This is a genomic window from Herbaspirillum sp. LeCh32-8 (assembly GCF_017814915.1).
GTDB lineage: Bacteria > Pseudomonadota > Gammaproteobacteria > Burkholderiales > Burkholderiaceae_D > Herbaspirillum.
Genome location: NZ_JAGIPZ010000007.1, coordinates 1 through 26,027 on the forward strand (window position 1 = coordinate 1; position 26,027 = coordinate 26,027).

Below are 26,027 nucleotides of genomic sequence, written 5' to 3' on the forward strand. Positions count from 1 at the left end.
GATTGTGGTCTAAACATGGGTCAACTTAGGGTGCAAATTTCCTGGAAAAGTGGGTCAGTTTTCAGTGCAATTCAACACGCTGTGTATTAGCCTTGCAATAGGAAGTGACTCTGCGGAAGAAATGATGAAGATGCGTATCTTATGGTGAACTGGCTTGACCAAACTGTTTCTCTCTAAAAGACGTCGAGAGAGCTCTTGAGCAATGTTCTTATACAAAAAGGGGAATTGAGTGGCCAACTTGGCGAAGGCTTCCTCACTTAGCTTTGCTACGAGAGAGTCTTCTTTGGCTGTCACTGTTGCTGATCGCGGCTGTGTCGGCTCTATGGCGCCCATTTCTCCCACATGTTCACGCGGACCGCGAATGGCAATCTCTCGACCGTTCACAACGATAGCGAACGCTCCGACAAGTATGAAGTAGACATCGTTTGTGTACTCAGTCTGTACGATGAGCGATGTGCCAACTGGTACATGCACCAATTCAGCCTCGTCCGCCAAAATCTCAGCCAATTTGGCATCGCCGGCGACCAATTTTTGATTCTTAAAAGCATCAATTCGAAGGCGGCGACCACTGTCGCCTTGGAAGCGGTTCAACATAGCAAGCTCATCGTTAGATTTTTCATCGATTATACGGGCTCGGATGTTGTTCGTCGCCGGCGCCAGGTATCGACGACATCTTCAGTAGCTGCTAGTGATAGGGACGTACTCTCGGCGAGCCGTAGAACCATTCCAGCTTGCGCTTGGTGCTATAGCTCCTGAGAGTTGGCATCCGACATTGAGGCTGCGATGTACAGCTCGGGCTTTGACTGAGGCAATTCCGCTGTGCGCAGAATGAAAGAAGAAGCATCGGTCTGAGTGATGCTGATTCGAGTACCAGCCTTCCAGCCACGGGCACGCAGAATGTCCTTCGGGATGGAAACTTGCCCGTGCTTATTGATGATTGAGACATAGGTCATATAGCTCCTCCCACGCGTTCCAACAGGCTCGGCTAAGCCTGGTCCGGCTTCAGTTCGGCAACTCTGCCTTCGGCGATTGCACGACGGATGTCTTCTGCTGTGCGCGGGGGAGTAGAGGTCAAATCTGATGCAGAGACCAACTGCCTGGGTGCCTCAGAAATCTTGGAGCCGATATCCGCCCCTGCTGATGAACCAGCCGGCGCTTGGATACGCCCCACAGCGATCTGGACTTTGGTCATCACGGGCGACCCCGGGGCTTGGCCAGCGGACCCTCCTTTCATCTGCTCCAGCACTTCCTTGTCGAAAATGTCCAGCTCGAAGCCGAGCCGCGCCAAGAGAACCATGAGCTCCCTCACCGAGTAATCGCCGGCGCCGTCCAAGATACGCGCGACGGTGCCTTCGGTCAGTCCAAGCTCGGAATCCTGAGGGGAGTAGCTGAACCCATACTGGCTCAACTCATACCGCAGGAAGTTGGAGATGTCTTCGAGGGATTTCATTTGGTATTTGCTGGGTGATTTTGATGGGGCCAGTTATTTACAAATGAGCATGGTGCTTGCTGTACTACGCATCCAGTCGATCTGTGACCGCACAAATTCTGCGATTTTCTTGACGGTCTTCTTTTCCCCAGAGGTGTACGACTTATTACGCGTCAGGGCTTCGAAGTGCTTCTCAGCGTCGTGAGCAATATGCTGCATCTCGATTGCCAGCAATCGACTCGGGAAGCCCGCATCTGTGGCGAAGCGAACCATGTTCTCTGAGTTGATTTCTTCGAGTCGGAATGCGCCTCCATAACCTATAGCCATCTCCTGTAAGCCTGCTTCGCGGTAGACGCATGTCGAGGTCAAGTCATACAAAGGCGCCGGGATCAGCCCATCGGCCGTTTGGAAAAATGAGATGTTCTTAGCGTGAGCATCACCATTGCCGATCAAGAGGTTGAAGAGGGCCCACCGGATCATCAGTAGCTGTGCTTCTTTGGGATTGACGAAGAACGGCTCGAGTTTGAAAAGTCTCTTGAACCCAACGCCGAATTTCTGGCGGGCTTGTTGTTCTTCATTGGCCAAGCAGCGTTCATGTTTTTCCCAACTTGCTGCACCTACTGCCTGACATCCATCAATCGTGTGCAGGCGCTCGACCTTGCCTAGCTGTAGTACGTCTGATTTTGCATTCCATTTTCGGTCGAACCTTTCGATCACCAGAAGTGGTGCAGGAGTCCTCCGAATATGAACGGGAGCAGTTGGCAATTGCATTGCTGCAGCAAGGGACATGCAGTAATGTTCATTGGCCACCATGAACGGAGTCGTGAGGCCTAATGCTTCGGGCTTGATGATATGTGTCGAGCATAAACTGCCGTCTACCAAATAGAGTTCTTCGCCCTTAAGGACGACCTGCATTTTGTCGTGAACGCCTGCGAGACCTTGGTAGTAGCGACCATGCCAGAATGAAAATGGAATTTGACTCCTGCTAGCGATTCGCTCAGAAAGTACATCGTCCGAAAGCTGTTCGACGATTGGAGGCATTTCGATAGGAAGCTTTGCTTCATTTTCAAATTGTCGAATGCTGAAGGCGCCTGATGGTTCGGGGCCACATGCCTGGACGAAGGTCGCGATGTTTGGGGGCGACGACTTGTCTTGGGTTGCCTCTACCCATGGGAAAAGACCTTCAGGCAAGAGATTGGCAAGATGTCTAGCAATTTTCAGTGGTGATATGCGATCACTGAAAAGCGGTAAGTGCGGCGACAACGCAAATGATTCGGGGTGTTGATGCCAATACGATGAGTAAATGAGGTCGGGGTTGCCTTCACCTGAGTCAATGTGAATATGTCCAACGGTGCTATTGGACGTAGTGACCTGATACTGGCACTGTGACATTGAGGAACTTGGGTCTGTAAAACTGCTGGTTGAAAATTTGGCAGTAAGCCGCAGGCCGTTAACTTCTTCGAAGTAATGGGGAAAGAATTTGGTTGGCGAGTGCGCTCTGGATTCGTGCGCTAGCAATGAATTCTACGAATAACGTAGAAAATGGACAAGTCTATTTTCTCGATCTAATGATGCTGAACGAGTGCCCTCAGTATTAAAGTGGAGTCGATGGAACTTCACATGGACTGAAAGTCCTGGACTTACGGTATCACTCAGTATTTATCAAAAGTACGAAAGGGAATTACTGGGAAGAGTGTCGGAATGAGGTGGAATGAGACAGTTGAGACACTGTCGGATGGTGCGAAATTAAGAATTGAAAATCCTCAATTTTTGCCGTGAAAGGCTTAATTGAGACAATTGAGACGGTTGTTTTGATTGCGGATAACGACCAGATTGCCCAGCACGATGCCGTGCTTGTGGCCCATGCCGCTGCGCGGCAGGATGACCGCGGCGTAGTTGGGATCGGCCAGGTGGATCGCCAGGCCGGTAGGGATCAGGTGGGTCGCGCCCGGCGCGATGGTCAGCGGCGCATCGATGCAGGCGCGCAGGTCGAGACCGGCGCTGCCAGGTGTTGCGTAGGCGGGCAGCTGGTCTTTCATGCGCGGGTCGAGGATCTTGATGTCGATAGTCTTCATGGATGCGGAGTTGGATCAAAAGGCACGGCCCGCAGGAGGCGGGCCGTGTCGGGTTCAGGACGCCATGCGGCGCGCGATCTCGCGCACCAGCTGGCGTGCCAGGGTTTGCTTGTCCGCGCGCGGCAGGCTGGTGTGGCCTTGCTCGTCGAACAGCGTCAGGGAGTTGTCGTCGCGGCCGAAGGTCTGGTGGCCGATATTGCCGACCAGCAGCGGGATGTTCTTCTTGGCGCGCTTGCTGGCGCCGTATTGCTCAAGGTTTTCCGACTCGGCCGCGAAGCCCACGCAATAGGGGCGCGCGGGCAGGGCGGCGACCTCGGCCAGGATGTCGGGGTTCTGCGCAAACTCCAGGTGCAAGCTGTCGTCGTCGGCGCTCTTCTTCAGTTTTTGCGCGCTGGCATTGGCCACACGCCAGTCGGCCACGGCCGCCACCGCGACGAACAGATCCTGGCCGGCAACGTTGGCCATCACCGCATCATGCATCTGCTGCGCGGTCTGCACGTCGATGCGGCGTACGCCGTAGGGCGCGTCGAGCGCAGTCGGGCCGGACACCAGCGTGACCTCGGCGCCGGCTTCGCGCGCGGCGCGCGCCACCGCATAGCCCATCTTGCCCGAGGAGAGATTGGTGATGCCGCGCACCGGATCGATCGGCTCGAAGGTCGGGCCGGCGGTCAGCAGCACGCGGCGGCCGGCCAGCACCTTGGGCTGGAAGGTGGCAATGATTTCTTCCATCAGTTGCGCCGGCTCCAGCATGCGGCCCTCGCCCATTTCGCCGCAGGCCTGCGCGCCGGCGTCCGGGCCGAGCAGCAGGATGCCGTCGGCGCGCAACTGGCGCACATTGCGCTGGGTGGCCGGGTTCTGCCACATCTCTACATTCATGGCCGGCGCCACCATCAGCGGCACGTGGGCCGGGCGGGCGATGCACAGCGTGGAGAGCAGGTCGTCGCAGGCGCCGTGCGCCAGCTTGGAGATGAAGTCGGTGGAGCAGGGGACGATCACCACCGCGTCGGCGTCGCGGGTGAGGTTGATGTGCGGCATGTTGTTGTCCATGCGCGTATCCCACTGGTCGGTGTAGACGGTGTTGCCGGTCAGCGCCTGCATGGTCACCGCCGTGATGAACTGGGTGGCGGCGGTCGTCATCACCACCTGCACCGAGGCGCCCGCGCGGCCCAGCTCGCGCGCCAGCATCGCGGCCTTGTAGCAGGCCACGCCGCCGGTCAGGCCGAGTACGATTTTCTTGCCAGCGAGTTCCATGTTTGTCCTTGCTCCCGGAATGAAGCGAAGCGCGAGCTTCGCGCGAGCGGATTGGCGCGCCGGTCTTTACTTCTTGGAAACCCGGCGCAGTTCGTCCACGACGAACAATACCGCACCTACGCAAATCGCACTATCGGCCAGGTTGAAGGCCGGCCAGTGCCAGTTGCCGACGAACACGTCGAGGAAGTCGATCACATGGCCATAGGCGACGCGGTCGATCACGTTGCCGATGGCACCGCCCAGGATCAGGGCCAGCGCCCAGCAGAACATGCGCTGGCCGGGGTGCTTGCGCAGCAGGTGAATGATGAAGACCGCCGCGGCGATGCCGATGGCGGTGAACAGGTAGCGTTGCCATCCACCGCTGGCGGCCAGGAAGCTGAAGGCGGCGCCCTTGTTATAGACCAGCACCAGGTTGAAGAAACCGGTCACCGGCAAGGACTCGCCGTAGTGGAACAGTTTCAGGATGGTGATCTTGGTGAGCTGGTCGAGCAGCAGCACGATGGTGGCGATGCCCAGCCAGGGCAGCAGGCCCTGGGTCGTGGCGGTGGCGCCGGACGATCGGGGGGAAGATGGGGAGCGCTTTTTGGTTGCCATGGGTGTTGTTGTTTGAGTTGGCCGCCCTGCGCATTGGTGATGCGCAGGGCGGCTTGCCGGCGTTCCCGGGGATCAGGCGAAGCGGCGCTGTTCGCCCTGACCGAACAGGTTCGAATAGCAGCGACCGCACAGGCCCGGGTGCTCGGCATGAGACCCGACATCGGCGCGATAGTGCCAGCAGCGTTCGCATTTCTGGTGGGTCGACGGTGTGACCACCACGGTTTCTTCTTCCGCCGTGGCGACCTTGCTCACCTTGGCGTCGGACGTGATCAGCACGAACTTCAGGTCTTCGCCCAGACTTTCCAGCAGCTCGGCCTTGTCAGCGGAAACTTTCAGCTCGACTTCAGCCTGCAGCGACGAGCCGATGTTGCCGGCGATGCGCACTTCTTCCAGTTGCTTGGTCACCACCGCGCGTACCTCGTGCAGCACGGCGAACTTGGCCAGCAGCGCTTCGGCGTCGGCCACCTCGGGCAGCGCGTAGTAGGTCTGCGAGAAGATGGTTTGTTCGCTCTCGGCAAAGGCCTTTTCGCCGGCGAAGAAGCCCCATGCTTCTTCGGCGGTGAACGACAGGATCGGCGCCATCAGGCGCAGCAGCGACTGGGTGATGTACCACACCGCAGTCTGCGCCGAGCGGCGCGCCGAGGAGTCCACGCCGCTGGTGTACAGGCGATCCTTCAGGATGTCGAGGTAGAAGCCGCCCAGGTCTTCCGAGCAGTAGCCTTGCAGCTTGGCCACCACCGGGTGGAACTCGTAGGACTCGAAGTGCGCCAGCACCTCGGCCTGCAGGCGCGCCATGTTGGCGATCGCGTAGCGGTCGATTTCCAGCAGCTCGGCCACCGGCACGGCGTCCTTGGCGAAGTCGAAGTCCGAGGTGTTGGCCAGCAGGAAGCGCAGCGTGTTGCGGATGCGGCGATACGACTCCACCACGCGCTTGAGGATTTCATCGGAGATCGAGATCTCGCCCGAGTAGTCGCTGGAGGCGATCCACAGGCGCAGGATTTCCGCGCCCAGCGAGTCGGCCACCTTCTGCGGCTCGACGCCGTTCTTGAGCGACTTGGACATCTTGCGGCCTTCGCCATCGACCACGAAGCCGTGGGTCAGCAGCGCCTTGTAGGGCGCGCGGCCGTTCAGCATCGACGAGGTCAGCAGCGACGAGTGGAACCAGCCGCGGTGCTGGTCCGAACCTTCCAGATAGAGGTCGGCCGGGAACTGCGACTGCTGCTTGTGCGAGCCGCGCAGTACAGTCTGGTGGGTGGTGCCGGAGTCGAACCATACGTCCAGCGTGTCTTTGTTCTTCAGGTACAGCTCGGCCTCGTCGCCCAGCAGCTCCTTGGGATCGAGCGCCTGCCATGCTTCGATGCCGCCCTTTTCGATGCGTTGCGCGATCTGCTCGATCAGCTCGGGCGTGCGCGGATGCAGCTCACCGGTTTCCTTGTGCACGAAGAAGGCCATCGGCACGCCCCACTGGCGCTGGCGCGACAGCGTCCAGTCCGGACGGTTGGCGATCATGCCGTGCAGGCGCGCCTTGCCCCACGAGGGGAAGAAGGCGGTGTCTTCGATGCCTTGCAGCGCGGTCTGGCGCAGGCTGGCGCCGCCATCCTTGGGGATGTTGTCCATGCTGGCAAACCATTGCGACGTGGCGCGATAGATGATCGGCGTCTTGTGGCGCCAGCAGTGCATGTAGCTGTGGTCGAACATGACCAGCTTGAACAGCGAACCGGTTTGCTCCAGCGCCGAGCAGATCGGCTTGGAGGCTTCCCAGATGGTCATGCCGGCGAACAGCGGCAGCGTCGACGCATAGCGGCCATCGCCCATCACCGGGTTGATGAAGTCGTCATCCTTCATGCCGTGCGCCTTGCACGACTGGAAGTCTTCGATACCGTAAGCGGGCGCCGAGTGCACGATGCCGGTGCCGCTGTCGGCGGTCACGTAGTCGCCGAGATAGATCGGCGACAGGCGGTCGTAGCCGGCGTCGGCCTTGGCCAGCGGATGGTGGAAGCGGATCAGCGACAGCTTCTCGCCGACGGTGGTGGCGATGATCTTGCCTTCCAGGCCGAAGCGCTGCAGGCAGGCCTCGACCAGGTCCTTGGCCAGGATCAGCAGCAGCGGTTCGCCGTTGCGCACGGTCTCCACCAGCGCGTATTCAAATTCCGGATGCACGTTCAGCGCCTGGTTGGACGGGATGGTCCAGGGCGTGGTGGTCCAGATCACGATGTAGCCGTTGCGGGTCGGCAGATCGGTCAGGCCGAAGGCGGTGGCCAGCTTGTCGTGTTCGGCAAAGGGGAAGCCGACGTCGATGGCCGGGTCGCGCTTGTCCTGGTATTCCACTTCTGCTTCGGCCAGTGCCGAGCCGCAGTCGAAGCACCAGTTCACCGGCTTGAGGCCACGGTAGACGTAGCCCTTCTCCAGGATGGTGCCGAGCGCGCGCAGCTCATCGGCCTCGTTGGAGAAGTTCATGGTCTTGTACGGATTGTCCCACTCGCCCAGTACGCCCAGGCGGATGAAGTCCTTCTTTTGCAGCGCGATCTGCTCTTCGGCGTAAGCCCGCGCCTTGGCCTGCACTTCGGCCACCGGCAGGTTCTTGCCGTACTTCTTTTCGATCTGGATCTCGATGGGCATGCCGTGGCAATCCCAGCCCGGCACGTATTGCGCGTCGAAGCCGGCCATGTTGCGGGCCTTGACGATCATGTCCTTCAGGATCTTGTTGACGGCGTGGCCCAGGTGGATCTCGCCGTTGGCGTACGGCGGGCCGTCATGCAGGATGAACTTGGGACGTCCGGCGGAGGCCTTGCGGATGCGCTCGTAGACTTTGCTCTCTTGCCACTGCTTGACCCACTGCGGCTCGCGCTTGGCCAGGTCGCCGCGCATCGGGAACGCGGTCTCGGTCATGTTGACCGGATACTTGGACGGCGCCTTGCCTGCTTTTTCCTGCTTGCCCGGCTTGGCGGACGATTCGTTGTTCGACATGAAGATCTCTTTGGATTCGGGTTGATTCTGAATTCTGGATGCGCCGTCCTGTGCAGCATGCGTAGGGCGGGGCGCGCAAGGCGTCAGGCTGGACGACGACGGGTGCCGGCACCGGTCGTCGTCCAGCCTTCAAATTCGGTCGGTCGCCGAGACGGCGAAGCCGGCGCTTTCGCGGAAGAAGGCGCGGGCCTGCCCGGCGTCGCGCGCAATGGCGGCGGTCAGCGTGGGCAGGTCGATGTACTTTTCTTCGTCGCGCAGCTTCTTCAGGAATTCCACGCGCAGGAGTTTGCCGTAACAGTCGCCCTGGAAGTCCAGCAGGTGGGTCTCCAGCAGCACGCGGCCGCTGTCGTCCACGGTCGGGCGCACGCCCAGGCTGGCCACGGCAGGCAGCGGCTCTTCGGCGATGCCGTGCACCTGCACCACGAAGATACCCGACAGCGCCGGACGCTTGTGGCCCACGCGCATGTTCAGCGTGGGGAAGCCGATGGTGCGGCCCAGTTTCTTGCCGTGCACCACGTGACCGCTGATGGCGTAGGCGTGGCCCAACAGCTGGCGCGACAGTTCGAAGTCGCCCTCGGCGAGCGCCGCGCGCACGGCCGACGACGAGATGCGCACGCCGGCATTGGTGACGGTGGGCATCGAGTGCACTTCGAAGCCGTACTTCTTGCCGGCTTCGATCAGGGTGTCCAGGTTGCCGGCGCGGCGTGCGCCGAAGCAGAAGTCGTCGCCCACCATCAGCCAGCGCACGTGCAGGCCCTGCACCAGGATCTTCTCGATGAAGTCCTGCGGCGAGAGGGCGGCGAAGTGGCTGCCGAAATGTTCCACCACCACGCGGTCGATGCCGGAGTCGGCCAGCGACTGCAGCTTGTCACGCAGGTTGGCGATGCGCGCCGGGGCGCGTTCGGGGGTGCCGGCCAGCTGGGCGAAGAATTCGCGCGGATGCGGCTCGAAAGTCATCACCGCAGCGTCCAGCCCCAGGCGATCGGCGGCCTCGCGCACGCGCGAGAGCAGGGCCTGGTGGCCGAGGTGTACGCCGTCGAAGTTGCCGATGGTCAGCGCGCAGGGCGCGCGCGATTCGGCGTTGGGAAGTCCGCGAAATACCTTCATTGAGCCGCTGGTTGAAATACTGGAAAGAAGCGATGTTGCAAAAGCCTTCCATTATAAATGTTTTCGGAGGCTTTCCCTGATTTGGTGGCGGGGAGGGGAGAATCAAGCGCTTCGCGCAGGGATGAGCTTGTCGCTTTGCTATTTTTTGCGCCGGGCTTGCGCTGCCGCAAGCCTTTGGCTCCCGCCTGAGACTTGAGACTACATTTCGCCCCAGATGGCGTTGAGCGTGGTCAGCGCGGCCATGCCGGCGGTTTCGGTGCGCAGCACACGCGGCCCCATGGTCAGCATCAGGGCGCCTTGCGCGCAGGCAAGTTCTTCCTCGTCCGGGTTGAAGCCGCCTTCGGGGCCGATCATCAGGGTCACGGCCTGCGGCGGATGGTGGCGCGCCCAGCCCGACAGCGCCTGTTCCCCGCGCGGGGAGAGCAGGATGCGTCGGTGCAGGTCGCTCTGTCCGACCCAGCGCTTGAAATCGCTAAGGTCACCCAGGTGCGGCAGGCGGTTGCGGCCGCATTGCTCGGCGGCGGCCTGGACGATGCCTTGCCAGTGCGCCTGTTTTTTCTCGGCGCGCTCGCCCGCCAGGCGCACCACGCAGCGCTGCGCGGCCAGCGGTTGAATCGCGGTGGCGCCCAGCTCCACGGCTTTTTCCACGATCCAGTCCATCTTGCTGCCCTCGGGCAGCGCCTGGGCCAGCGTCAGGGCGTAGGGCAGCTCGGCCTCGCGCGGGGAGAAGGTCTTGACCTCGGCGTGGGCACGCTTCTTTTCAACGGTGCTCAGCGTGGCGGTGTATTCCCCGCCTTCGCCGTTGAACAGGGTGAGGTTGTCGCCCGGCTGCATGCGCAGCACCTGTACGTGGTGGGCGATGTGCTCGGGCAGGGCCAGGGCCGAGCCTACGCTCAAGGCTTGCGGGCAAAAGAAACGGGGCATGGGCGGTTTCGGGGCAAATAGGGACGAATACGTTTTCACGGCCGCCACGGCGACCGCCCTGAATTTTAATCCCGCCGGCGCTCTCTGGTAAAATATGGCCCCGCACAACCCCGGCCTTCCGGGGTTTGCATTTGACCCGATCTGTATTGATCTGCAGCACCGGAGCCGGCTGCACAAGTGCTTTGGCTCCCGAACCAGGTTTATGCGCCCACCGGCGCCTCCAGCAAATTTCTGACACCGACATGATTTCCACTCTTCCCACCGACAAGATGGCCAACGCGATCCGCGCGCTGGCGATGGACGCAGTTCAAAAAGCCAATTCCGGACACCCGGGCATGCCGATGGGGATGGCTGAAATCGCAGTGGCCCTGTGGGCCAAGCACTATCGCCACAACCCGACCAATCCGCAATGGGCCAACCGCGACCGCTTCGTGCTGTCCAACGGCCACGGCTCCATGCTGCAGTACGCGCTGCTGCACCTGACCGGTTACGACCTGTCGATGGACGACATCAAGGCCTTCCGCCAGTTGCACTCCAAGACCGCCGGCCACCCGGAAGTACACATCACCCCGGGCGTGGAAACCACCACCGGCCCGCTGGGCCAGGGCATCACCAATGCCGTGGGCATGGCGCTGGCCGAGAAGCTGCTGGCCGCTGAATTCAACAAGCCCGACCTGCCCGTGGTCGACCACTACACCTACGCCTTCGTCGGCGACGGTTGCCTGATGGAAGGCATCTCGCACGAGGCCTGCTCGCTGGCCGGCGTGCTGAACCTGTCCAAGCTGATCGTGCTGTACGACGACAACGGCATCTCCATCGACGGCCACGTCGAAGGCTGGTTCAAGGACGACACCCCGAAGCGCTTCGAAGCCTACGGCTGGAACGTGATCCCGGGCGTCGACGGCCACAACGTGGAAGCGGTGTCCGCCGCCATCCACCAGGCCAAGCTGGCCGACAAGCCGACCCTGATCTGCTGCCGCACCGTGATCGGCAAGGGCTCGCCCAACCTGGCGGGCACCGACAAGGTGCACGGCGCCGCGCTGGGCGACAAGGAAATCGCCGCCGTGCGCGAAGCGCTGGGCTGGACTTCCGCCCCGTTCGAGATCCCGGCCGATGTGTATTCCGCATGGGACGCCAAGGCCACCGGCGCCGACTTTGAAGCGAAGTGGAAGCAAGTCTTCGACGCCTACGCCGCCAAGTACCCGAGCGAAGCCGCCGAGCTGCTGCGTCGCCTGAAGGGCGAGCTGCCGGCCGCCTTCGAATCCACCGTGGCCGCCTTCATCAACTCGACCATCGAGAAGAAGGAAACCATCGCCACCCGCAAGGCCAGCCAGAACGCCATCCAGGCTTACGCGCAGGCGCTGCCGGAATTCCTGGGCGGCTCGGCCGACCTGACCGGCTCGAACCTGACCAACTGGAAGGAATCGGTGGCCGTGCGCGCCGACCAGGCCGGCAACCACATCAACTACGGCGTGCGCGAGTTCGGCATGAGCGCGATCATGAACGGCATCGCCCTGCATGGCGGTTACCTGCCGTTCGGCGCGACCTTCCTGACTTTCTCCGACTACAGCCGCAATGCACTGCGCATGGCCGCGCTGATGAAGGCGCGCTCGCTGTTCGTGTTCACCCACGACTCCATCGGCCTGGGTGAAGACGGCCCGACCCACCAGTCTGTCGAGCACGTCTCCAGCCTGCGCCTGATCCCGAACCTGGACAACTGGCGTCCGTGCGACACCACCGAAACCGCGGTGGCATGGGCGCACGCCATCCAGCGCAACGACGGCCCGAGCACCCTGATCTTCTCGCGCCAGAACCTGCCGTTCCAGGAGCGCACCGACGCCCAGGTCAAGGACATCGCCCGCGGCGGCTACGTGTTGCGCGATGCGCCGAACGCCAAGGTGGTGCTGATCGCCACCGGCTCGGAAATCGAACTGGCTACCAAGGCCGCCGACGCCCTGACTGCTGACGGCGTCGCCGTGCGCGTGGTGTCGATGCCGTCGACCGACGTGTTCGACCGCCAGGACGCCGCCTACAAGGCCAGCGTGCTGCCCAAGGGCACGCCGCGCGTGGCCATCGAAGCCGGTGTGACCGATTTCTGGTACAAGTACGTGGGCCTGGAAGGCGCCGTGGTCGGTATCGACACCTTCGGCGAATCAGCGCCGGCCGGCGTGTTGTTCAAGCACTTCGGCTTCACCGTCGAGAACGTCGTGGCCAAGGCCAAGGCTGTTCTGGCCTGAGCGGGAAACGGCAATGAACGAAGCAGTTCAAGCGGGTGCAGCGGTCGCGGCGGATGATGTCGTGATCCGTCGCGCCCGCCCCGGCGACGCCGCATCGATCGCCGGCGTGCGCATCGATGCCTGGCGCGCCAGCTATCGCGGCCTGGTGCCGGACAGCTACCTGGACCACCTGAAGCCCGAACAGAGCGTCAAGATGTGGGAGCAGGTGCTGGGCGCATCCTCGGATGCCGCCTGCACCTTCGTGGCCGAGGCCGGCGGCGAGATCATCGGTTTTGCCTCCGGCATGACGCTGGCGCAAAGCCGTTTCGGCTGCGACGCCGAGCTCTCCGCCATCTGCGTGCTGCCAGACGAGCAGCGCCGCGGACTTGGCAAGCGCCTGCTGGCCAACGTCGCGGCCACGCTGATCGGCGCCGGCGCCACCGGCCTGATGGCCTGGGTGCTGGCCAAGAACGAAGGCGCGCGGGAATTTTTCAAGGCATTGGGAGCCGAACAGCTGTTCGAGCAGACCTTTACCTGGGATGACGGCAGCGAGATCGACGAGGTCGGCTTCGTGTGGCGCAAGTTGAAAGCCTGAGCGCGCAGCGCCCGGGATGCAGGGACGGCAAGAAGAAAGAAATAAAACAAGCGAAGGCCGGAAAAGACGGACAAATGGCCGGGAAATGCCCGGCGTGTCGTGTAGCCTGCTGGGCAGGCCGGCTTTCCGGCAAGACCGATTTGCATTGATTTTTTTGATACCTTAAGGAGAAGAGCATGGCAATTCGCGTTGCAATCAACGGTTATGGCCGTATCGGCCGCAACATCCTGCGCGCCCACTACGAAGGCGGCAAGAAGCACGACATCGAGATCGTGGCGATCAACGACCTGGGCGATCCGAAGACCAATGCCCACCTGACCCAATACGACACCGCCCACGGCAAGTTCCCGGGCACCGTGACCGTCGATGGCGACTCCATCGTCGTCAACGGCGACCGCATCAAGGTGCTGGCGCAACGCAACCCGGCCGAACTGCCCTGGGGCGAGTTGAAGGTTGACGTGGTGCTGGAATGCACCGGCTTCTTCACCACCAAGGAAAAGGCCAGCGCCCACATCAAGGGCGGCGCCAAGAAGGTGATCATCTCGGCTCCGGGCGGCAAGGACGTGGACGCAACCGTCGTGTTCGGCGTGAACCATCAGGTCCTGAAGGCCTCCGACACCGTCATCTCCAACGCATCGTGCACCACCAACTGCCTGGCCCCGCTGGTGCAGCCGCTGCATGAAAAGATCGGCCTGGAAACCGGCCTGATGACCACCATCCACGCCTACACCAACGACCAGGTGCTGACCGACGTCTACCACGAAGACCTGCGCCGCGCCCGTTCGGCGACCCAGTCGATGATCCCGACCAAGACCGGCGCCGCTGCCGCGGTCGGCCTGGTGCTGCCGGAACTGAACGGCAAGCTGGACGGTTTCGCCATCCGCGTGCCGACGATCAACGTGTCGCTGGTCGACCTGTCCTTCGTGGCCTCGCGCGACACCACCGTGGATGAAGTCAACGCCATCCTGAAGGCCGCTTCGGAAGCCGGTCCGCTCAAGGGTATCCTGACCTACAACACTGACCCGCTGGTGTCGGTGGACTTCAACCACAACCCGGCGTCGTCCAACTTCGACGCCACCCTGACCAAAGTCTCCGGCCGTCTGGTCAAGGTTTCGTCCTGGTACGACAACGAGTGGGGCTTCTCCAACCGCATGCTGGACACCACGGTCGCCCTGGCTACCGCCAAGTAAGACCCACCGCAGCCGGTTTCGGGGTGTTCCCGGAGCCGGTATCGGCAAAATTGGGGCTGATTCGGCTTCTTTTCCTCGGATGCAAGCTTGCTTGCGGCGGTGAAAATATGTCATCAGCCTGCAAAAGATCGAAAGGCTGTTGCGGATTTTTTCCGCAATGGCCTTTTGTCCATTTGCGGCATTGCATTTGATGCAACATCGTGCAACACATAACAGCAACCGCATCCACACGAGGGACGTAATGTCAGCATCGTCATTCCAGGCGCGCCGCCTGATCGCCAACGTGGCCCTGATGGCCGCCGTCACTTTGTCGCTGTCCGCCTGCGATTACATCAGCAGCTTCACCAAGCCCAAGCAGACGCCGGAAGAAGCCAAGGCCGAAGGCATCGCCCTGGGCGCCGGTTGCCGCCAGGCCGGCCAGACGCTGGAAGACTGCTATCAGCGCAACCCGGAAGCGCTGAAGGCGGGCATCTTCGCCGGCTGGAAGGACATGCACGAATACATGGCCGCCAAGGGCATCCAGACCGTCACGCCGCCACCGCCGCCGGCCGAGCCGGCCAAGGATGACAAGGACGCCAAGGGCAAGGACACCAAGGATGGCAAGGACAGCGACCGCAGCAGCCGTTCGCGCGACCGTGACCGTGATCGCGACAGCAGCCGTTCGCGTGATCGCGACAGTTCGTCTTCCTCCTCGTCCAAGGATAGCGGCAGCGACCGCCGCGCCAGCCGCGAAGAAAAACAGCCGCCGAAGTATTGATCCCTTGTCCGGCCGGGCGCGATGGTCGCGCTTGCCGTCAGGCTTCCCAGCCGGTAACATCTCGACGCTTACATGTGCCCCGCAGATGCGGGGCATTTTTCATCGGCCGGCAGGGGGATTCGCCGGCGACCGGGACCTGTGACGCAGCCTGCGCCAGCGCCGCGCCCGGAACAATAAATCGAAGACATGACTACACAGTTGACGCAATTGCCGCCGGCGATGCCCGAGCACGTGCCTGAAACCGCCTTCGGCATCTGGTTCCTGCGCACCCCGACCTGGACCCTGCATGTGCTTGAGCGCGCCCTGCAGGATCTGGAGCGGCTGATCCCCGAGCGCCGCGCCTCTTACCCGGTGGTGGCCGACGTCGGTTGCGGCTGGGGCCGCTCGCTGAAGAAACTGCATGACCGCTTCGCGCCGCAGCGCTTGATCGGCATGGACATCGATCCCGAGATGATCAAGGCCTCGCAGGCCGAGGTCGACGGTGAAGGCATCAAGGCGGAATTCATCCAGTGCTCCAGCTCGCAGATGACGCTGGAAGACAATAGCGTGGACCTGCTGTTCTGCCATCAGACCTTCCACCACCTGGTCGAGCAGGAAGAAGCCATCCGCGAGTTCTATCGCGTGTTGAAGCCGGGCGGCATCCTGCTGTTCGCCGAATCCACCAAGCGCTACATCCACTCCTGGATCATCCGCCTGCTGTTCCGCCATCCGATGGAAGTGCAGAAGACCGCCGAGGAATACCTGGCTCTGGTGCGCAGCGCCGGCTTCCAGGTGGCGCCGGAGTCGCTGTCCTATCCTTATCTGTGGTGGAGCCGTGAAGACCTCGGCATCATGGAGCGCGTGTTCCGCATCAAGCCGCCGGCGGTGCGGGAAGAGACGCTGATCAACCTGGTGGCGGTCAAGCCGGCGGCTTAAACCCGGCGACCATCGTCGCAAGGACAATCGGCAAACAAAAAACGGGATGCACCGAAGGGGGCATCCCGTTTTTTTGTTGATGCAGCGGCAGGTCAGCCGAACACCAGCTCCCACAGACGGATCACGCAGGCGCGCTCATGCTCCACGCGCACCGCGTCGATGTGGGCGCGTTCTGCACCCTGCAGGCGGATCTGGTGCTGCAGCTTGCGGAACAGGCGATAGGCGCCGGCCGCTTCCTCGGCCAGCGGCGCGTCGATCAGGCCCAGCTTGCCGGCCAGGCGCAGCAGGGCGATGTTGCCGATGTCGCCGGTCAGCTGCGGATGCTCGGGCGCATGGCGCAGCACCAAGTATTGCACCATGAACTCAATGTCGATCATGCCGCCTTCGTCGTGCTTGAGGTCGAACAGGGTGGTGCGGTTGGGATGGGCGTCGCGCATGCGGCGTCGCATCGACAGCACTTCTTCCTCCAGCTTGCCGTAGTCGCGCGGCTGGCGCAGCACGCGTTCACGCAGGGCCTCGAAGCGCTCGCCGATGGCGGTGTCGCCGGCGCAGAAGCGGGCGCGCGTCAAGGCCTGATGCTCCCAGATCCAGGCGGCGTTCAACTGATACTTTTCAAACGCGCTCACCGGCGAGACCAGCAGGCCGCTGGCGCCGTCCGGACGCAGCGCGATGTCGATGTCAAACAGGGTGCCGGCCGGCGTGTGGCTGGTCATCCAGGTGATGAAGCGTTGCGCCAGCTTGGCGTAATGAGCGGGGGCCTCCTGGTCGTCGTCGTCATACAGGAACACTACGTCGAGGTCGGATACATAGCCCAGCTCCTTGCCGCCCAGCTTGCCATAGGCGATCACCGCGAATTGCGGCACCTCGCGGTGACGCTGGGTGATGGTCTGCCACACTGCCTTGATGGTGAGATCGACCAGGGTGTCGGCCAGCGCCGAGAGTTCGTCGGCCAGCTTTTCGACCGACAGATCGCCTTCCAGATCCTGCGCCAGCAGGCGGAACAGCTCGGCGTGGTGCGCCTCGCGCAGGATGTCCATCTGGCGCTCGGTGTCGCCGGGCGCGGTGTCGAGCTGGCGCTGGCAGTTCTCGCCGAAGGTTTTCCAGTCGGAGGCGGCCTTGAGGTTGCGGTCGTCCAGCAGCTCGTCCAGCAGGATGGGGTGTTGCGTCAGGTAGGTGGCGGCCCAGCCGCTGGCGCCGATCATGCGGATCAAGCGCTTCATCGCGTGCGGGTATTCGGTCAGCAGCGCCAGGTAGGCGGCGCGGCGTGCGATCGCTTCGAGGAAATCCAGCAGCCGGCCCAGCGTCGGCAGCTGGTCGTAATTGAGTGCGGCGATCAGCGGCAGGGCGGCGTTGATGACCGTGTTCAGGCGGTTGCGGCTGGCTTCCGGCAGGCTTTGCATGCGCGGCGACTGCCAGGTCAGGTGCAGGCGCTTGGCGCCTTCGGCGATGTCGGCCTCGGGGAAGCCGACCAGCTGCAGCGCGTCGGTCAGGCCTTCCAGCCCGTCGCTGTCGGACACGCCGGGGGTCTCGGCCTCGCTCTCGCCTGATTGCTTGTCGTTGAAAATGGCGTCGAACTGCGCGGCTACGATCTTGCGGTGCGCGTCCAGCGCGCGCAGCAGTTCGGCGCTGTCGGCGTAGCCCATCATCTGCGCCACCAGCAGCAGATCCTCCGGGCTGACCGGCAGGGTGTGGGTCTGGGCGTCCTCCAGGTATTGCAGGCGGTGCTCCAGGTCGCGCAGGAAGGTGTAGGCGGCCAGCAGGTTCTCGACCACCTCCGGCGCCAGCAGGTTCTTGGCGGCCAGCGTGCGCAGCGTGACGCGGGTGGAGCGGTCGCGCAGTTCGGGATCGCGCCCGCCCCGGATCAGCTGGAACACCTGGCTGGCGAACTCGATCTCGCGGATGCCGCCGCGTCCCAGCTTGACGTTGTTGCTGCGGTCGGGGTGCAGCGCCTCCTGGCGTTTGACCTCGGCGCGGATCTGCGCGTGCATCGAACGCAGCGCATCGATCGAGCCGTAGTCCAGGTAGCGGCGGAAGATGAAGGGCCGGCTGATGGATTCCAGCGCGGCGATGTCTTCGGCCGTGCCGGTCAGCGCGCGCGCCTTGGTCCAGGCGTAGCGCTCCCACTCGCGGCCCTGGCGCACCAGGTATTCCTCGACCATGTTGAAGCTGGCCACCAGCGGGCCTGAGTTGCCGTTGGGGCGCAGCGCCATGTCGACGCGGAAGGTGAAGCCGTCCTCGGTGATCTCGGCCAGCGCGCCGATCAGCTTCTTGCCCAGCCGCACGAAGAATTCATGGTTGGACAGCTGCTTCTGGCCGTCTCCGGCGCGGGTGTCGCCGTCCTCGGGGTAGACGAAGATCAGGTCGATGTCGGAGGAGACGTTGAGCTCGCCGCCGCCCAGCTTGCCCATGCCCAGCACGATCATCTCCTGTTCGCGCCCGGATTCTTCGCCGATCGGCATGCCGTACAGCGCGGTCTGTTCCGTCATCAGCGCAGCCAGATGGGTTTGCACGGCGAAATCGGCGAATTCGGTCATGGTGCCCACGACTTCGGCCAGGTCGGCGCGTGCGGCCAGGTCGCGCTCGATCAGGGTGCAGACCACCAGGTTGCGCAGGCGGCGCATGGCGGCATTGAGCGCCAGGCCGGCATCCAGGTCGGCCTGCAGGCGCTGCTGCAGGAAGGCGCGGTCCATGGGCTGCGCGGCGGCGGCCTCGACCAGGGCGGGGCGGGCGGCGTCGGCCTGGATCCAGCGGGTGAAGTAGCGCGACGACCGGGCGTCGACGAGGGAGCGGAGCGGATCTGGCATGGGCGTCAAGGAGCGGCGTAAAGGAGCGGCGTAAAGGATAGAGGGCCGAAGTGATCCGGAACAGGTGTAAAAGAAGGAAAACAGTGCGTAAAACAGCTTCAGAGCAGCACGCCGGCCGCCGAAAATAGGACGAGCCTGACGTCGCGCTGACGAATTGGTCTCCGATGGGCGATTCTATCGCCTGTTTTTAAACTAATCGCGGCTTTTGCTGCCCATAGAGGCGCGGGGTAGATGGTAAAGCCCCTGCTTTCCATGCGATCATGTTGCTTCGCTTGAATTATTCCATATTGAGCCGCTATTTCACCTGATGTCCCAAGAACAACATAACGCCGCAGCTAGGCCTGGCCGTTGGGCGCTGTGCTGGCGGATCGTGCGGGGCACCTATTTTCGACTGAACCGGGCCAGCCATCACGTGCTCGGTTTCATCTTCAAGTCGCTGCTGGCGGCCTATTTCGTGTTCGGCGCGCTGTTCCTGGTGCTGCGCTACGCAGTGCTGCCGGAGATCGGCCACTACAAGCCGCAGATCGAACGCGCCGCCTCCAAGGCGGTCGGCCGCGCCGTGACCATCGACGCCATCGATGCCTCTTGGAGCGGCCTGCGCCCGCAACTGGCGCTGGCCAATATCACCATCCACGACGAAGCCGGCGCGCCGGCGCTGACCCTGCCGCGGGTGTCCACCACCCTGTCCTGGAGCAGTGTGCTGGTGGCCGGCCTGCGCCTGGAGAACCTGACCATCGAGCGCGCCGACCTGGCGATCCGGCGCGATGCCGCCGGCAAGCTGTTCGTGGCCGGCATCCCGGTGCCCACCACGGGCGACGGCAGCACCATGGACTGGCTGCTGGCGCAGCGCGAGATCGTGATCCGCTCCAGCAAGCTGCGCTGGGACGACGAGCTGCGACGCGCGCCCGAGCTGCAGCTGGACGACGTCAACCTGATCCTGCACAACAGCTGGCTGCGCCATCGCCTGTCGATGCGAGCGGTGCCGCCGGCCGACTACGCCGCGCCGCTGGACGTGCGCGCCGATTTCAGCCACCCGGCCTTCGCCAACCGCATCTCCGACGTCACCCGCTGGAAAGGCACGCTGTATGCCGACCTGCGCCGCACCGACCTGTCGGTCTGGCGCGCCTGGTTCGATTACCCGGTCGACATCGCCAGCGGCAGCGGCTCGGTGCGCGCCTGGCTGGCGCTGGATCATGCCAAGGTGGCCAACTTCACCGCCGATTTGGCCTTGTCCAATTTCAGCGCGCAGCTGTCTAAGAAGCTGGAGCCGCTCAATCTGAAGCGCGTCAACGGCCGCATTTCCGCCAGCGAGAGCCTGGGCGCGACGCCCGAGGACGGCGTGCCGACCTTCGGCGCCAACGGCCATAAGGTGACGCTGACCGATTTCTCCATCGAGATGCCGGATGGTTTCCTCCTGCCGCCGACCTCGGTGTCCGAAAGCTATGAGCCGGCCACGCCGCTGAAGGCCGAGCGCACCAGCGTCAAGGCCACGCACCTGAACCTGGAGACCCTGTCGCAACTGGCCGCGCGCCTGCCGTTGGCGCCGTCCCAGCGCAAGCTGCTGGACGACCTCGCGCCGCGCGGCGAGCTGCATGACTTCACCGTGCAATGGCAGGGCACCTATCCGGAACTGACCTCGTATCGCGTGCAGGGGCGCTTCACCGGCCTGGGCATGAAGGCGATCGCGCGTCATGTCGAGCAACGCAAGGCTACGCTGCAGCAGGCCGCGCCGGTGCAATGGGCGGGCACGCCCGGCTTCGAGAACGTCTCCGGCGAGATCGATGCCGACGAGAAGGGCGGCAGCGTCAAGCTGGATTCGCGGCAGATGGCGGTGCAACTGCCGGCGCACCTGTTCACCGAACCCAGCCTGCCGTTCGACAGCCTCAAGTTGCAGGCGCGCTGGCAATACCAGAAGGACCAGACTTTGCTGTTCGAGCTGGACGACATGCAGTTCGCGCAGCCGGGCGTGGCCGGCCGCCTGCGCGGCAAGCATCTGCTGCCGCTGCAAGGCAAGTCCTCGGGCACGGTCGACGTGAGCGGCGAGCTGTCCACCTTCGACTTCAAGGCGATTCGCCGCTACCTGCCGCAGCACCTGAGCGAGCCGCTGCGCCGCTGGCTTACCGAGGGCCTGGCCGACGGCACGGCGCATGATGTGCACCTCATCATGAAGGGCGCGCTGGCCGATTTCCCATTCCACACCGTCAACCCGGGCGACAAGCCCAAGGGCCAGTTCCTGATCAGCGGCGACTTCGACGGCCTTAAGCTTAACTACACGCCGGGCCATCTGAACAAGGAGGGCACCGAGCCGGAGTGGCCGCTGCTGGAGCAGGGCCGCGGGCATTTCAGCATCGACCGCGCCAGGCTGGAAGTGAAGGCCGACACCGCCCGCACGCTGGGCGCCAAACTGGGACCGGTGACGGCGCGCATCGCCGACCTTGAGTCGCATGAGGCCGAGCTGGAGATCGACGGCGTGGCGACCGGGCCGATGCCGGCGTTCCTGCAATACGTGAACCAGAGCCCGGTGGCGCGCTGGACCGGCGACGTCATGGCGCAGTCCAGCGCCACCGGCGAGGCCCGGTTGGACCTGAAGTTCCAGATGCCGCTGCACCATGCGATCGACACCCGCGCCCAGGGCGCCTTCCATTTCGCCAACAACGACGTCGACCTGATGCCGACCTTGCCGGTGCTCTATCGCACCAACGGCAAGGTGGAGTTCAACGAACGCGGCTTCACGCTCAACGGCGTGCGCGGCACCTTCCTGGGCGACGCGGTGGCCATCACCGGCGGCACCCAGGCCGACGGCAGCAGCCAGGTGCGCCTGAACGGCGCGATCAATATCGAGGCCCTGCGCAAGCAATACACCGAGCCCTCGCTGCAGCGCCTGCTGGCGCGGTTGTCGGGCGGCGCACGCTACAGCGCTTCGGTGCTGGTGCGTCAGCATCAGCCGGAGGTGATCGTCGAATCCAGCCTGGCCGGATTGGGCTCCGAGTTGCCCGCGCCGTTGAAGAAGGCGCCCCAGGACAGTCTGCCGATGCGTTTCGAGCTGACGCCGGCGCCGTCTTCCGACCCGCTGATCGAACGCGAGGAAATCAAGGTGACGCTGGGTTCCGGCATCGCTTCCCGCTATTTGCGTGAGAAGGTCGCCGGCAAGGCCGAGGACTGGCATGTGGTCAACGGCGGCATCGCCTTTAACCAACCAGTACCGACGCCGGCATCGGGCCTGAAGCTGGCGCTCTCGGCCGACAGCTTCGACCTCGACGCCTGGACCGCCTTCAAGAGCGAGATCGTCGGCAAGAACGCCGCCGGCGGCGCACCGCAGAGCAAGCTGGGCAGCAGCGAAATCACCCAGTACCTGGAGCCGGATGCGGTATCGGCGCGGGTGGGCGAGCTGACCCTGAACGGCAAGAAGCTCAAGATGCTGACGCTGGACGCGACCCATCGCAAGAACAGCTGGCAGATGACCCTCGATTCGCAGCAGGCTGCTGGCACCATCACCTGGGATGAACCGGGCGGCAGCCGCGGCCCGGGCAAGGTGACCGCACGCCTGTCTTCGCTGGTGGTGCCCAAGGGTAGCGCCAATGCCGACAATGCCGATGCGGCACAGGCCGCGTCTTCCGGCAGCGAGACGCAGATGCCGGCGCTGGATATCCGCGCCGAGAACTTCGAACTGGCTGGCAAGAAGCTGGGACGGCTGGAGCTCGATGCCAACAACATGGTCACCGCGGTCGGTCGCGAATGGCGCATCAATCGCCTGGTGCTGGCCAACGAGGACGCCCAGCTGCGCGCCGCCGGCAACTGGATGTCCTTCGGCAGCAGCAACACCTCCAACATCACCTACGCGCTGGACATCAATGACGCCGGCAAGCTGCTGGAGCGCTTTGGCTATGCCGGCACCATCCGCGGCGGCCGCGGCAAGCTGGACGGCGACCTGAGCTGGAAGGGGCTGCCCTATGCGATGGACATGGCCAGCCTGTCGGGCCAGGTGCATGTGGACGTGCATTCGGGCCAGTTCCTGAAGGTCGATCCGGGCGCGGCCAAGCTGCTGGGGGTGCTCAACCTGCAAGCCTTGCCGCGCCGCCTGACGCTGGATTTCCGCGACGTGTTCTCGGAGGGCTTCGCGTTCGATAACGTGGTCGGCACCGCGTCCATCAACCGCGGCGTGGCGACCACCGACAACCTGAAGATGACCGGTGTCACCGCCTCGGTGCTGATGAACGGTTCGGCCGACATCACCAAGGAGACCCAGGACCTGCACGTGGTGGTGATCCCCGAGATCAACCTGGGCACGGCGTCGGTGGTGGCGATGGCGGTCAACCCGGTGGTCGGCGTGGGCACCTTGCTGGCGCAGCTGTTCTTGCGCAATCCGGTGATGAAGTCGCTGACCTTCGAGTACAAGGTCACCGGGCCGTGGAGCGACCCGATCGTGGTCAAGCAAAGCCAGGTGTCGGCGGTCAGCACCGAGCGCGCGCGCGAAGTGCTGCAGCAGGACAAGCTGTTGCCGGGTTTGCCGACGCCGGCTGCTCCTGCCGTTCCTGCAGCGCCGGTCGCGACGCCGGCGCGCCGGGACATCGGGCCGGTGATCTACAGCAGTCCCTGAGCCGCCGGCCGGAGAACCGCACACCGCATGCGGTTCTGCGCGATACTTGGGACATGCGCGGTGGACTATCCGCAATCTCTTTCACGAGGCTCAACATGACGCAGGCATTCAAGGTCGCGGCGATCCAGATGGTATCGACGCCCGAGGTCGAACAGAACTTCGCCGGCGCCGCCCGACTGGCGGCGCAAGCCGCGCAGCAGGGCGCTCAGCTGGTGCTGCTACCCGAATACTGGCCCATCATGGGCATGCATGAGCGCGACAAGCTCGGCCATGCCGAAACCGACCAGGCCGGCCGCATCCAGGAATTCATGGCGCAGCTGGCGCGCGAGCACAAGCTGTGGCTCATCGGCGGCACCTTGCCGATGGCCGCGGCCAGCGAGAACAAGGTGCTCAACACCTCGCTGGTGTACGACCCCGAAGGGCGTCGTGTCGCCCGCTACGACAAGATCCACCTCTTCAACTTCGTCAAGGGCGAGGAGAGCTACGACGAAGCCCGCACCATCGAATACGGCACCGAGGTCAAGACCTTCGAGGCGCCATTCGGCCGGGTCGGCTTGTCGGTCTGCTACGACCTGCGCTTCCCCGAGCTCTACCGCGCCATGGGCGACTGCGCGCTGATCGTGATGCCGGCCGCCTTCACCTGGACCACCGGCAACGCCCACTGGGAAACCCTGCTACGCGCCCGCGCCATCGAGAACCAGTGCTACGTGCTGGCGTCGGCCCAGGGCGGCCATCATGTCAACGGCCGCCGCACCTGGGGACACAGCATGCTGGTCGACCCATGGGGCGAGATTGTTTCGGTGTTGCCGGAGGGCGAGGGCCTTGTGATCGGCGATATCGACCCCCATCGTCTACAATACGTTCGTGAAAGCTTGCCGGCCTTGCGCCATCGCAAGCTTTGATTTTTGCCTTCCGACAAGATCCTATGAAATTATTTGAACCGAATATGGGCGCGCTGCAAGTCGCGCGCGACGTGCTTCTGACTCCCTTCGGCCTGGACGAGTCCAAGCTGCTCAAAGCGCTGGGCAGCATGTTCACGCACAAGGTCGACTACGCCGACCTGTACTTCCAGTTCACCAAGAGCGAGGGCTGGAGCCTGGAAGAAGGCATCGTCAAGACCGGCAGCTTCTCGATCGACCAGGGCGTCGGCGTACGCGCGGTGTCGGGCGACAAGACCGCGTTTTCCTACTCCGACGAGATCTCCGAAGGCGCCCTGATGGACGCCGCCGCCGCCACGCGCACCATTGCGCGCCAGGGCGCCGGCAAGATCAAGGTGGCCGGCAGCATGATCCCGGCCGGCAGCCGCGCGCTGTACCTGCCGCACGATCCGCTGAACTCGCTGGACGCCACCGCCAAGGTGCAGCTGCTGGAGCGCGTCGAGCGCATCGCGCGCGCCAAGGATCCGCGCGTCAAGCAAGTCATGGCCAGCCTGGCCGGCGAATACGATGTGGTGCTGGTGGCCCGCGCCGATGGCGTGCTGGCGGCCGATATCCGCCCGCTGGTGCGGGTGTCGGTGACGGTGATCGCCGAGCAGAACGGTCGTCGCGAGATGGGCAGCAGCGGCGGCGGCGGTCGTTACGGCTACGCCTACTTCTCCGATGTGCTGCTGGAAAAATACGCTTCCGAAGCGGTTGCCACCGCGCTGGTCAACCTGGAGTCGCGCCCGGCCCCGGCCGGCCCGATGACCGTGGTGCTCGGCCCCGGCTGGCCTGGCATCCTGCTGCACGAGGCGATCGGCCACGGCCTGGAGGGCGACTTCAATCGCAAGGGCTCATCGACCTTCTCCGGCCGCATCGGCGAGCGCGTTGCCGCCAAGGGCGTCACCGTGGTGGACGACGGCACCATCGCCGACCGCCGCGGTTCGCTCAACATCGACGACGAGGGCAATCCGACCCAGTGCACCACGCTGATCGAGGACGGTATCCTGAAGGGCTACATGCAGGACACCATGAACGCGCGCCTGATGAAGATGAACATTACCGGCAATGCGCGCCGCGAATCCTTCGCGCACCTGCCGATGCCGCGCATGACCAACACTTACATGCTGGGCGGCGACAAGGACCCGGGCGAGATCCTGGCGTCGGTGAAGAACGGACTGTACGCGGTCAATTTCGGCGGCGGCCAGGTCGACATCACCAACGGCAAGTTCGTGTTCTCGGCCAGCGAGGCCTACATGATCGAGGACGGCAAGATCACCTACCCGGTCAAGGGCGCCACGCTGATCGGCAACGGCCCGGACGTGCTCAACCGTGTATCCATGATCGGCAACGACATGCGCCTGGATTCGGGCGTGGGCGTGTGCGGCAAGGAAGGCCAGAGCGTGCCGGTGGGCGTCGGCCAACCGACCTTGCGCCTGGATGGCGTGACGGTCGGCGGCACGGCCTGATCCGGTTTTCTCGCTGGCTTGAAAAGCCGTCGGAGAAATCCGGCGGCTTTTGTTTTTTCGGTAGTTCAACAGCAATTGTTACGGGTGAAGACGCGAATTTTCATGATTTTTTGCATTGCCGCGACACTTTCATGGTGTGGTTACGTGTCGAAATGCTTGCGTGGGGTGTGATTTTTTATTGTTTTTGACGCCGTTTTTTGATGCGGTATGCGTTTTAATA

The 26,027-nt window shown here is 63.4% G+C and carries 17 protein-coding genes and 1 pseudogene; 8 read left to right on the top strand and 10 right to left on the bottom strand.

Annotated elements, in window-relative coordinates:
* Positions 1 to 54: 54 nt before the first annotated feature.
* The 9 genes and pseudogenes from J8I26_RS13650 to J8I26_RS13690 all read right to left on the bottom strand — a co-directional run bounded on the left by J8I26_RS13650 (position 55) and on the right by J8I26_RS13690 (position 10,347).
* Positions 55 to 594, bottom strand: a complete 540-nt coding sequence (locus J8I26_RS13650) for a Crp/Fnr family transcriptional regulator (protein ID WP_209607654.1) — start codon at positions 592 to 594, stop codon at positions 55 to 57.
* A 391-nt stretch (positions 595 to 985) separates the two neighbouring features.
* Positions 986 to 1,450, bottom strand: coding sequence for a hypothetical protein (locus tag J8I26_RS13655; protein ID WP_209607655.1), 465 nt, complete (start codon positions 1,448 to 1,450; stop codon positions 986 to 988).
* A 33-nt stretch (positions 1,451 to 1,483) separates the two neighbouring features.
* Positions 1,484 to 2,947: a HipA domain-containing protein gene (locus J8I26_RS13660; RefSeq protein WP_209607656.1), complete on the bottom strand. Its 1,464-nt coding sequence runs from the start codon at positions 2,945 to 2,947 to the stop codon at positions 1,484 to 1,486.
* A 308-nt stretch (positions 2,948 to 3,255) separates the two neighbouring features.
* Positions 3,256 to 3,504: pseudogene (locus J8I26_RS13665) on the bottom strand (dUTP diphosphatase); the annotation flags it as partial.
* Between the two features lie 54 nt (positions 3,505 to 3,558).
* Entirely contained in the window at positions 3,559 to 4,755 is a 1,197-nt protein-coding gene (gene coaBC / locus J8I26_RS13670) for a bifunctional phosphopantothenoylcysteine decarboxylase/phosphopantothenate--cysteine ligase CoaBC (protein ID WP_209607658.1), read from the bottom strand.
* A 66-nt stretch (positions 4,756 to 4,821) separates the two neighbouring features.
* Entirely contained in the window at positions 4,822 to 5,349 is a 528-nt protein-coding gene (gene lspA, locus J8I26_RS13675) for a signal peptidase II (protein ID WP_209607659.1), read from the bottom strand.
* Positions 5,350 to 5,421: 72 nt separating this feature from the next.
* Entirely contained in the window at positions 5,422 to 8,316 is a 2,895-nt protein-coding gene (gene ileS / locus J8I26_RS13680) for an isoleucine--tRNA ligase (RefSeq protein WP_209607660.1), read from the bottom strand.
* A 129-nt stretch (positions 8,317 to 8,445) separates the two neighbouring features.
* Positions 8,446 to 9,423: a bifunctional riboflavin kinase/FAD synthetase gene (locus tag J8I26_RS13685; protein WP_209607661.1), complete on the bottom strand. Its 978-nt coding sequence runs from the start codon at positions 9,421 to 9,423 to the stop codon at positions 8,446 to 8,448.
* 198 nt (positions 9,424 to 9,621) lie between these two features.
* Positions 9,622 to 10,347 (bottom strand): 16S rRNA (uracil(1498)-N(3))-methyltransferase, encoded by a 726-nt coding sequence (locus J8I26_RS13690; RefSeq protein WP_209607662.1) that lies wholly within the window; start codon positions 10,345 to 10,347, stop codon positions 9,622 to 9,624.
* A gap of 227 nt (positions 10,348 to 10,574) precedes the next feature.
* Between J8I26_RS13690 and tkt the strand changes: the two genes are divergently transcribed.
* The 5 genes from tkt to J8I26_RS13715 all read left to right on the top strand — a co-directional run bounded on the left by tkt (position 10,575) and on the right by J8I26_RS13715 (position 16,020).
* Entirely contained in the window at positions 10,575 to 12,584 is a 2,010-nt protein-coding gene (tkt, locus tag J8I26_RS13695; RefSeq protein ID WP_348635323.1) for a transketolase, read from the top strand.
* A 13-nt stretch (positions 12,585 to 12,597) separates the two neighbouring features.
* Positions 12,598 to 13,158, top strand: coding sequence for a GNAT family N-acetyltransferase (locus tag J8I26_RS13700; protein ID WP_209607664.1), 561 nt, complete (start codon positions 12,598 to 12,600; stop codon positions 13,156 to 13,158).
* Between the two features lie 176 nt (positions 13,159 to 13,334).
* The gene (gap, locus tag J8I26_RS13705) at positions 13,335 to 14,348 is read left to right on the top strand and encodes a type I glyceraldehyde-3-phosphate dehydrogenase (protein WP_209607665.1); all 1,014 of its coding nucleotides are present in this window, start codon (positions 13,335 to 13,337) and stop codon (positions 14,346 to 14,348) included.
* A gap of 241 nt (positions 14,349 to 14,589) precedes the next feature.
* On the top strand, positions 14,590 to 15,105 hold the full coding sequence (locus J8I26_RS13710; protein ID WP_209607666.1) for a hypothetical protein: 516 nt from the start codon (positions 14,590 to 14,592) through the stop codon (positions 15,103 to 15,105).
* Positions 15,106 to 15,291: 186 nt separating this feature from the next.
* Positions 15,292 to 16,020: a class I SAM-dependent methyltransferase gene (locus J8I26_RS13715; RefSeq protein ID WP_209607667.1), complete on the top strand. Its 729-nt coding sequence runs from the start codon at positions 15,292 to 15,294 to the stop codon at positions 16,018 to 16,020.
* A 92-nt stretch (positions 16,021 to 16,112) separates the two neighbouring features.
* On the opposite strand, the gene glnE is transcribed toward J8I26_RS13715, so the two are convergent.
* On the bottom strand, positions 16,113 to 18,824 hold the full coding sequence (glnE, locus tag J8I26_RS13720; protein ID WP_209607668.1) for a bifunctional [glutamate--ammonia ligase]-adenylyl-L-tyrosine phosphorylase/[glutamate--ammonia-ligase] adenylyltransferase: 2,712 nt from the start codon (positions 18,822 to 18,824) through the stop codon (positions 16,113 to 16,115).
* A gap of 370 nt (positions 18,825 to 19,194) precedes the next feature.
* Here glnE and J8I26_RS13725 point away from each other — a divergent pair, with 370 nt between their 5' ends.
* From J8I26_RS13725 to tldD, 3 genes are all read left to right on the top strand, one after another.
* Positions 19,195 to 23,421 carry a YhdP family protein gene (locus tag J8I26_RS13725; protein ID WP_348635321.1) on the top strand — a complete coding sequence of 1,409 codons (4,227 nt, stop codon included), beginning with the start codon at positions 19,195 to 19,197 and terminating at the stop codon, positions 23,419 to 23,421.
* Positions 23,422 to 23,516: 95 nt separating this feature from the next.
* Positions 23,517 to 24,323, top strand: coding sequence for a carbon-nitrogen hydrolase family protein (locus J8I26_RS13730; RefSeq protein WP_209607670.1), 807 nt, complete (start codon positions 23,517 to 23,519; stop codon positions 24,321 to 24,323).
* Between the two features lie 23 nt (positions 24,324 to 24,346).
* Entirely contained in the window at positions 24,347 to 25,807 is a 1,461-nt protein-coding gene (gene tldD / locus J8I26_RS13735) for a metalloprotease TldD (protein WP_209607671.1), read from the top strand.
* Positions 25,808 to 26,027: the final 220 nt, after the last annotated feature.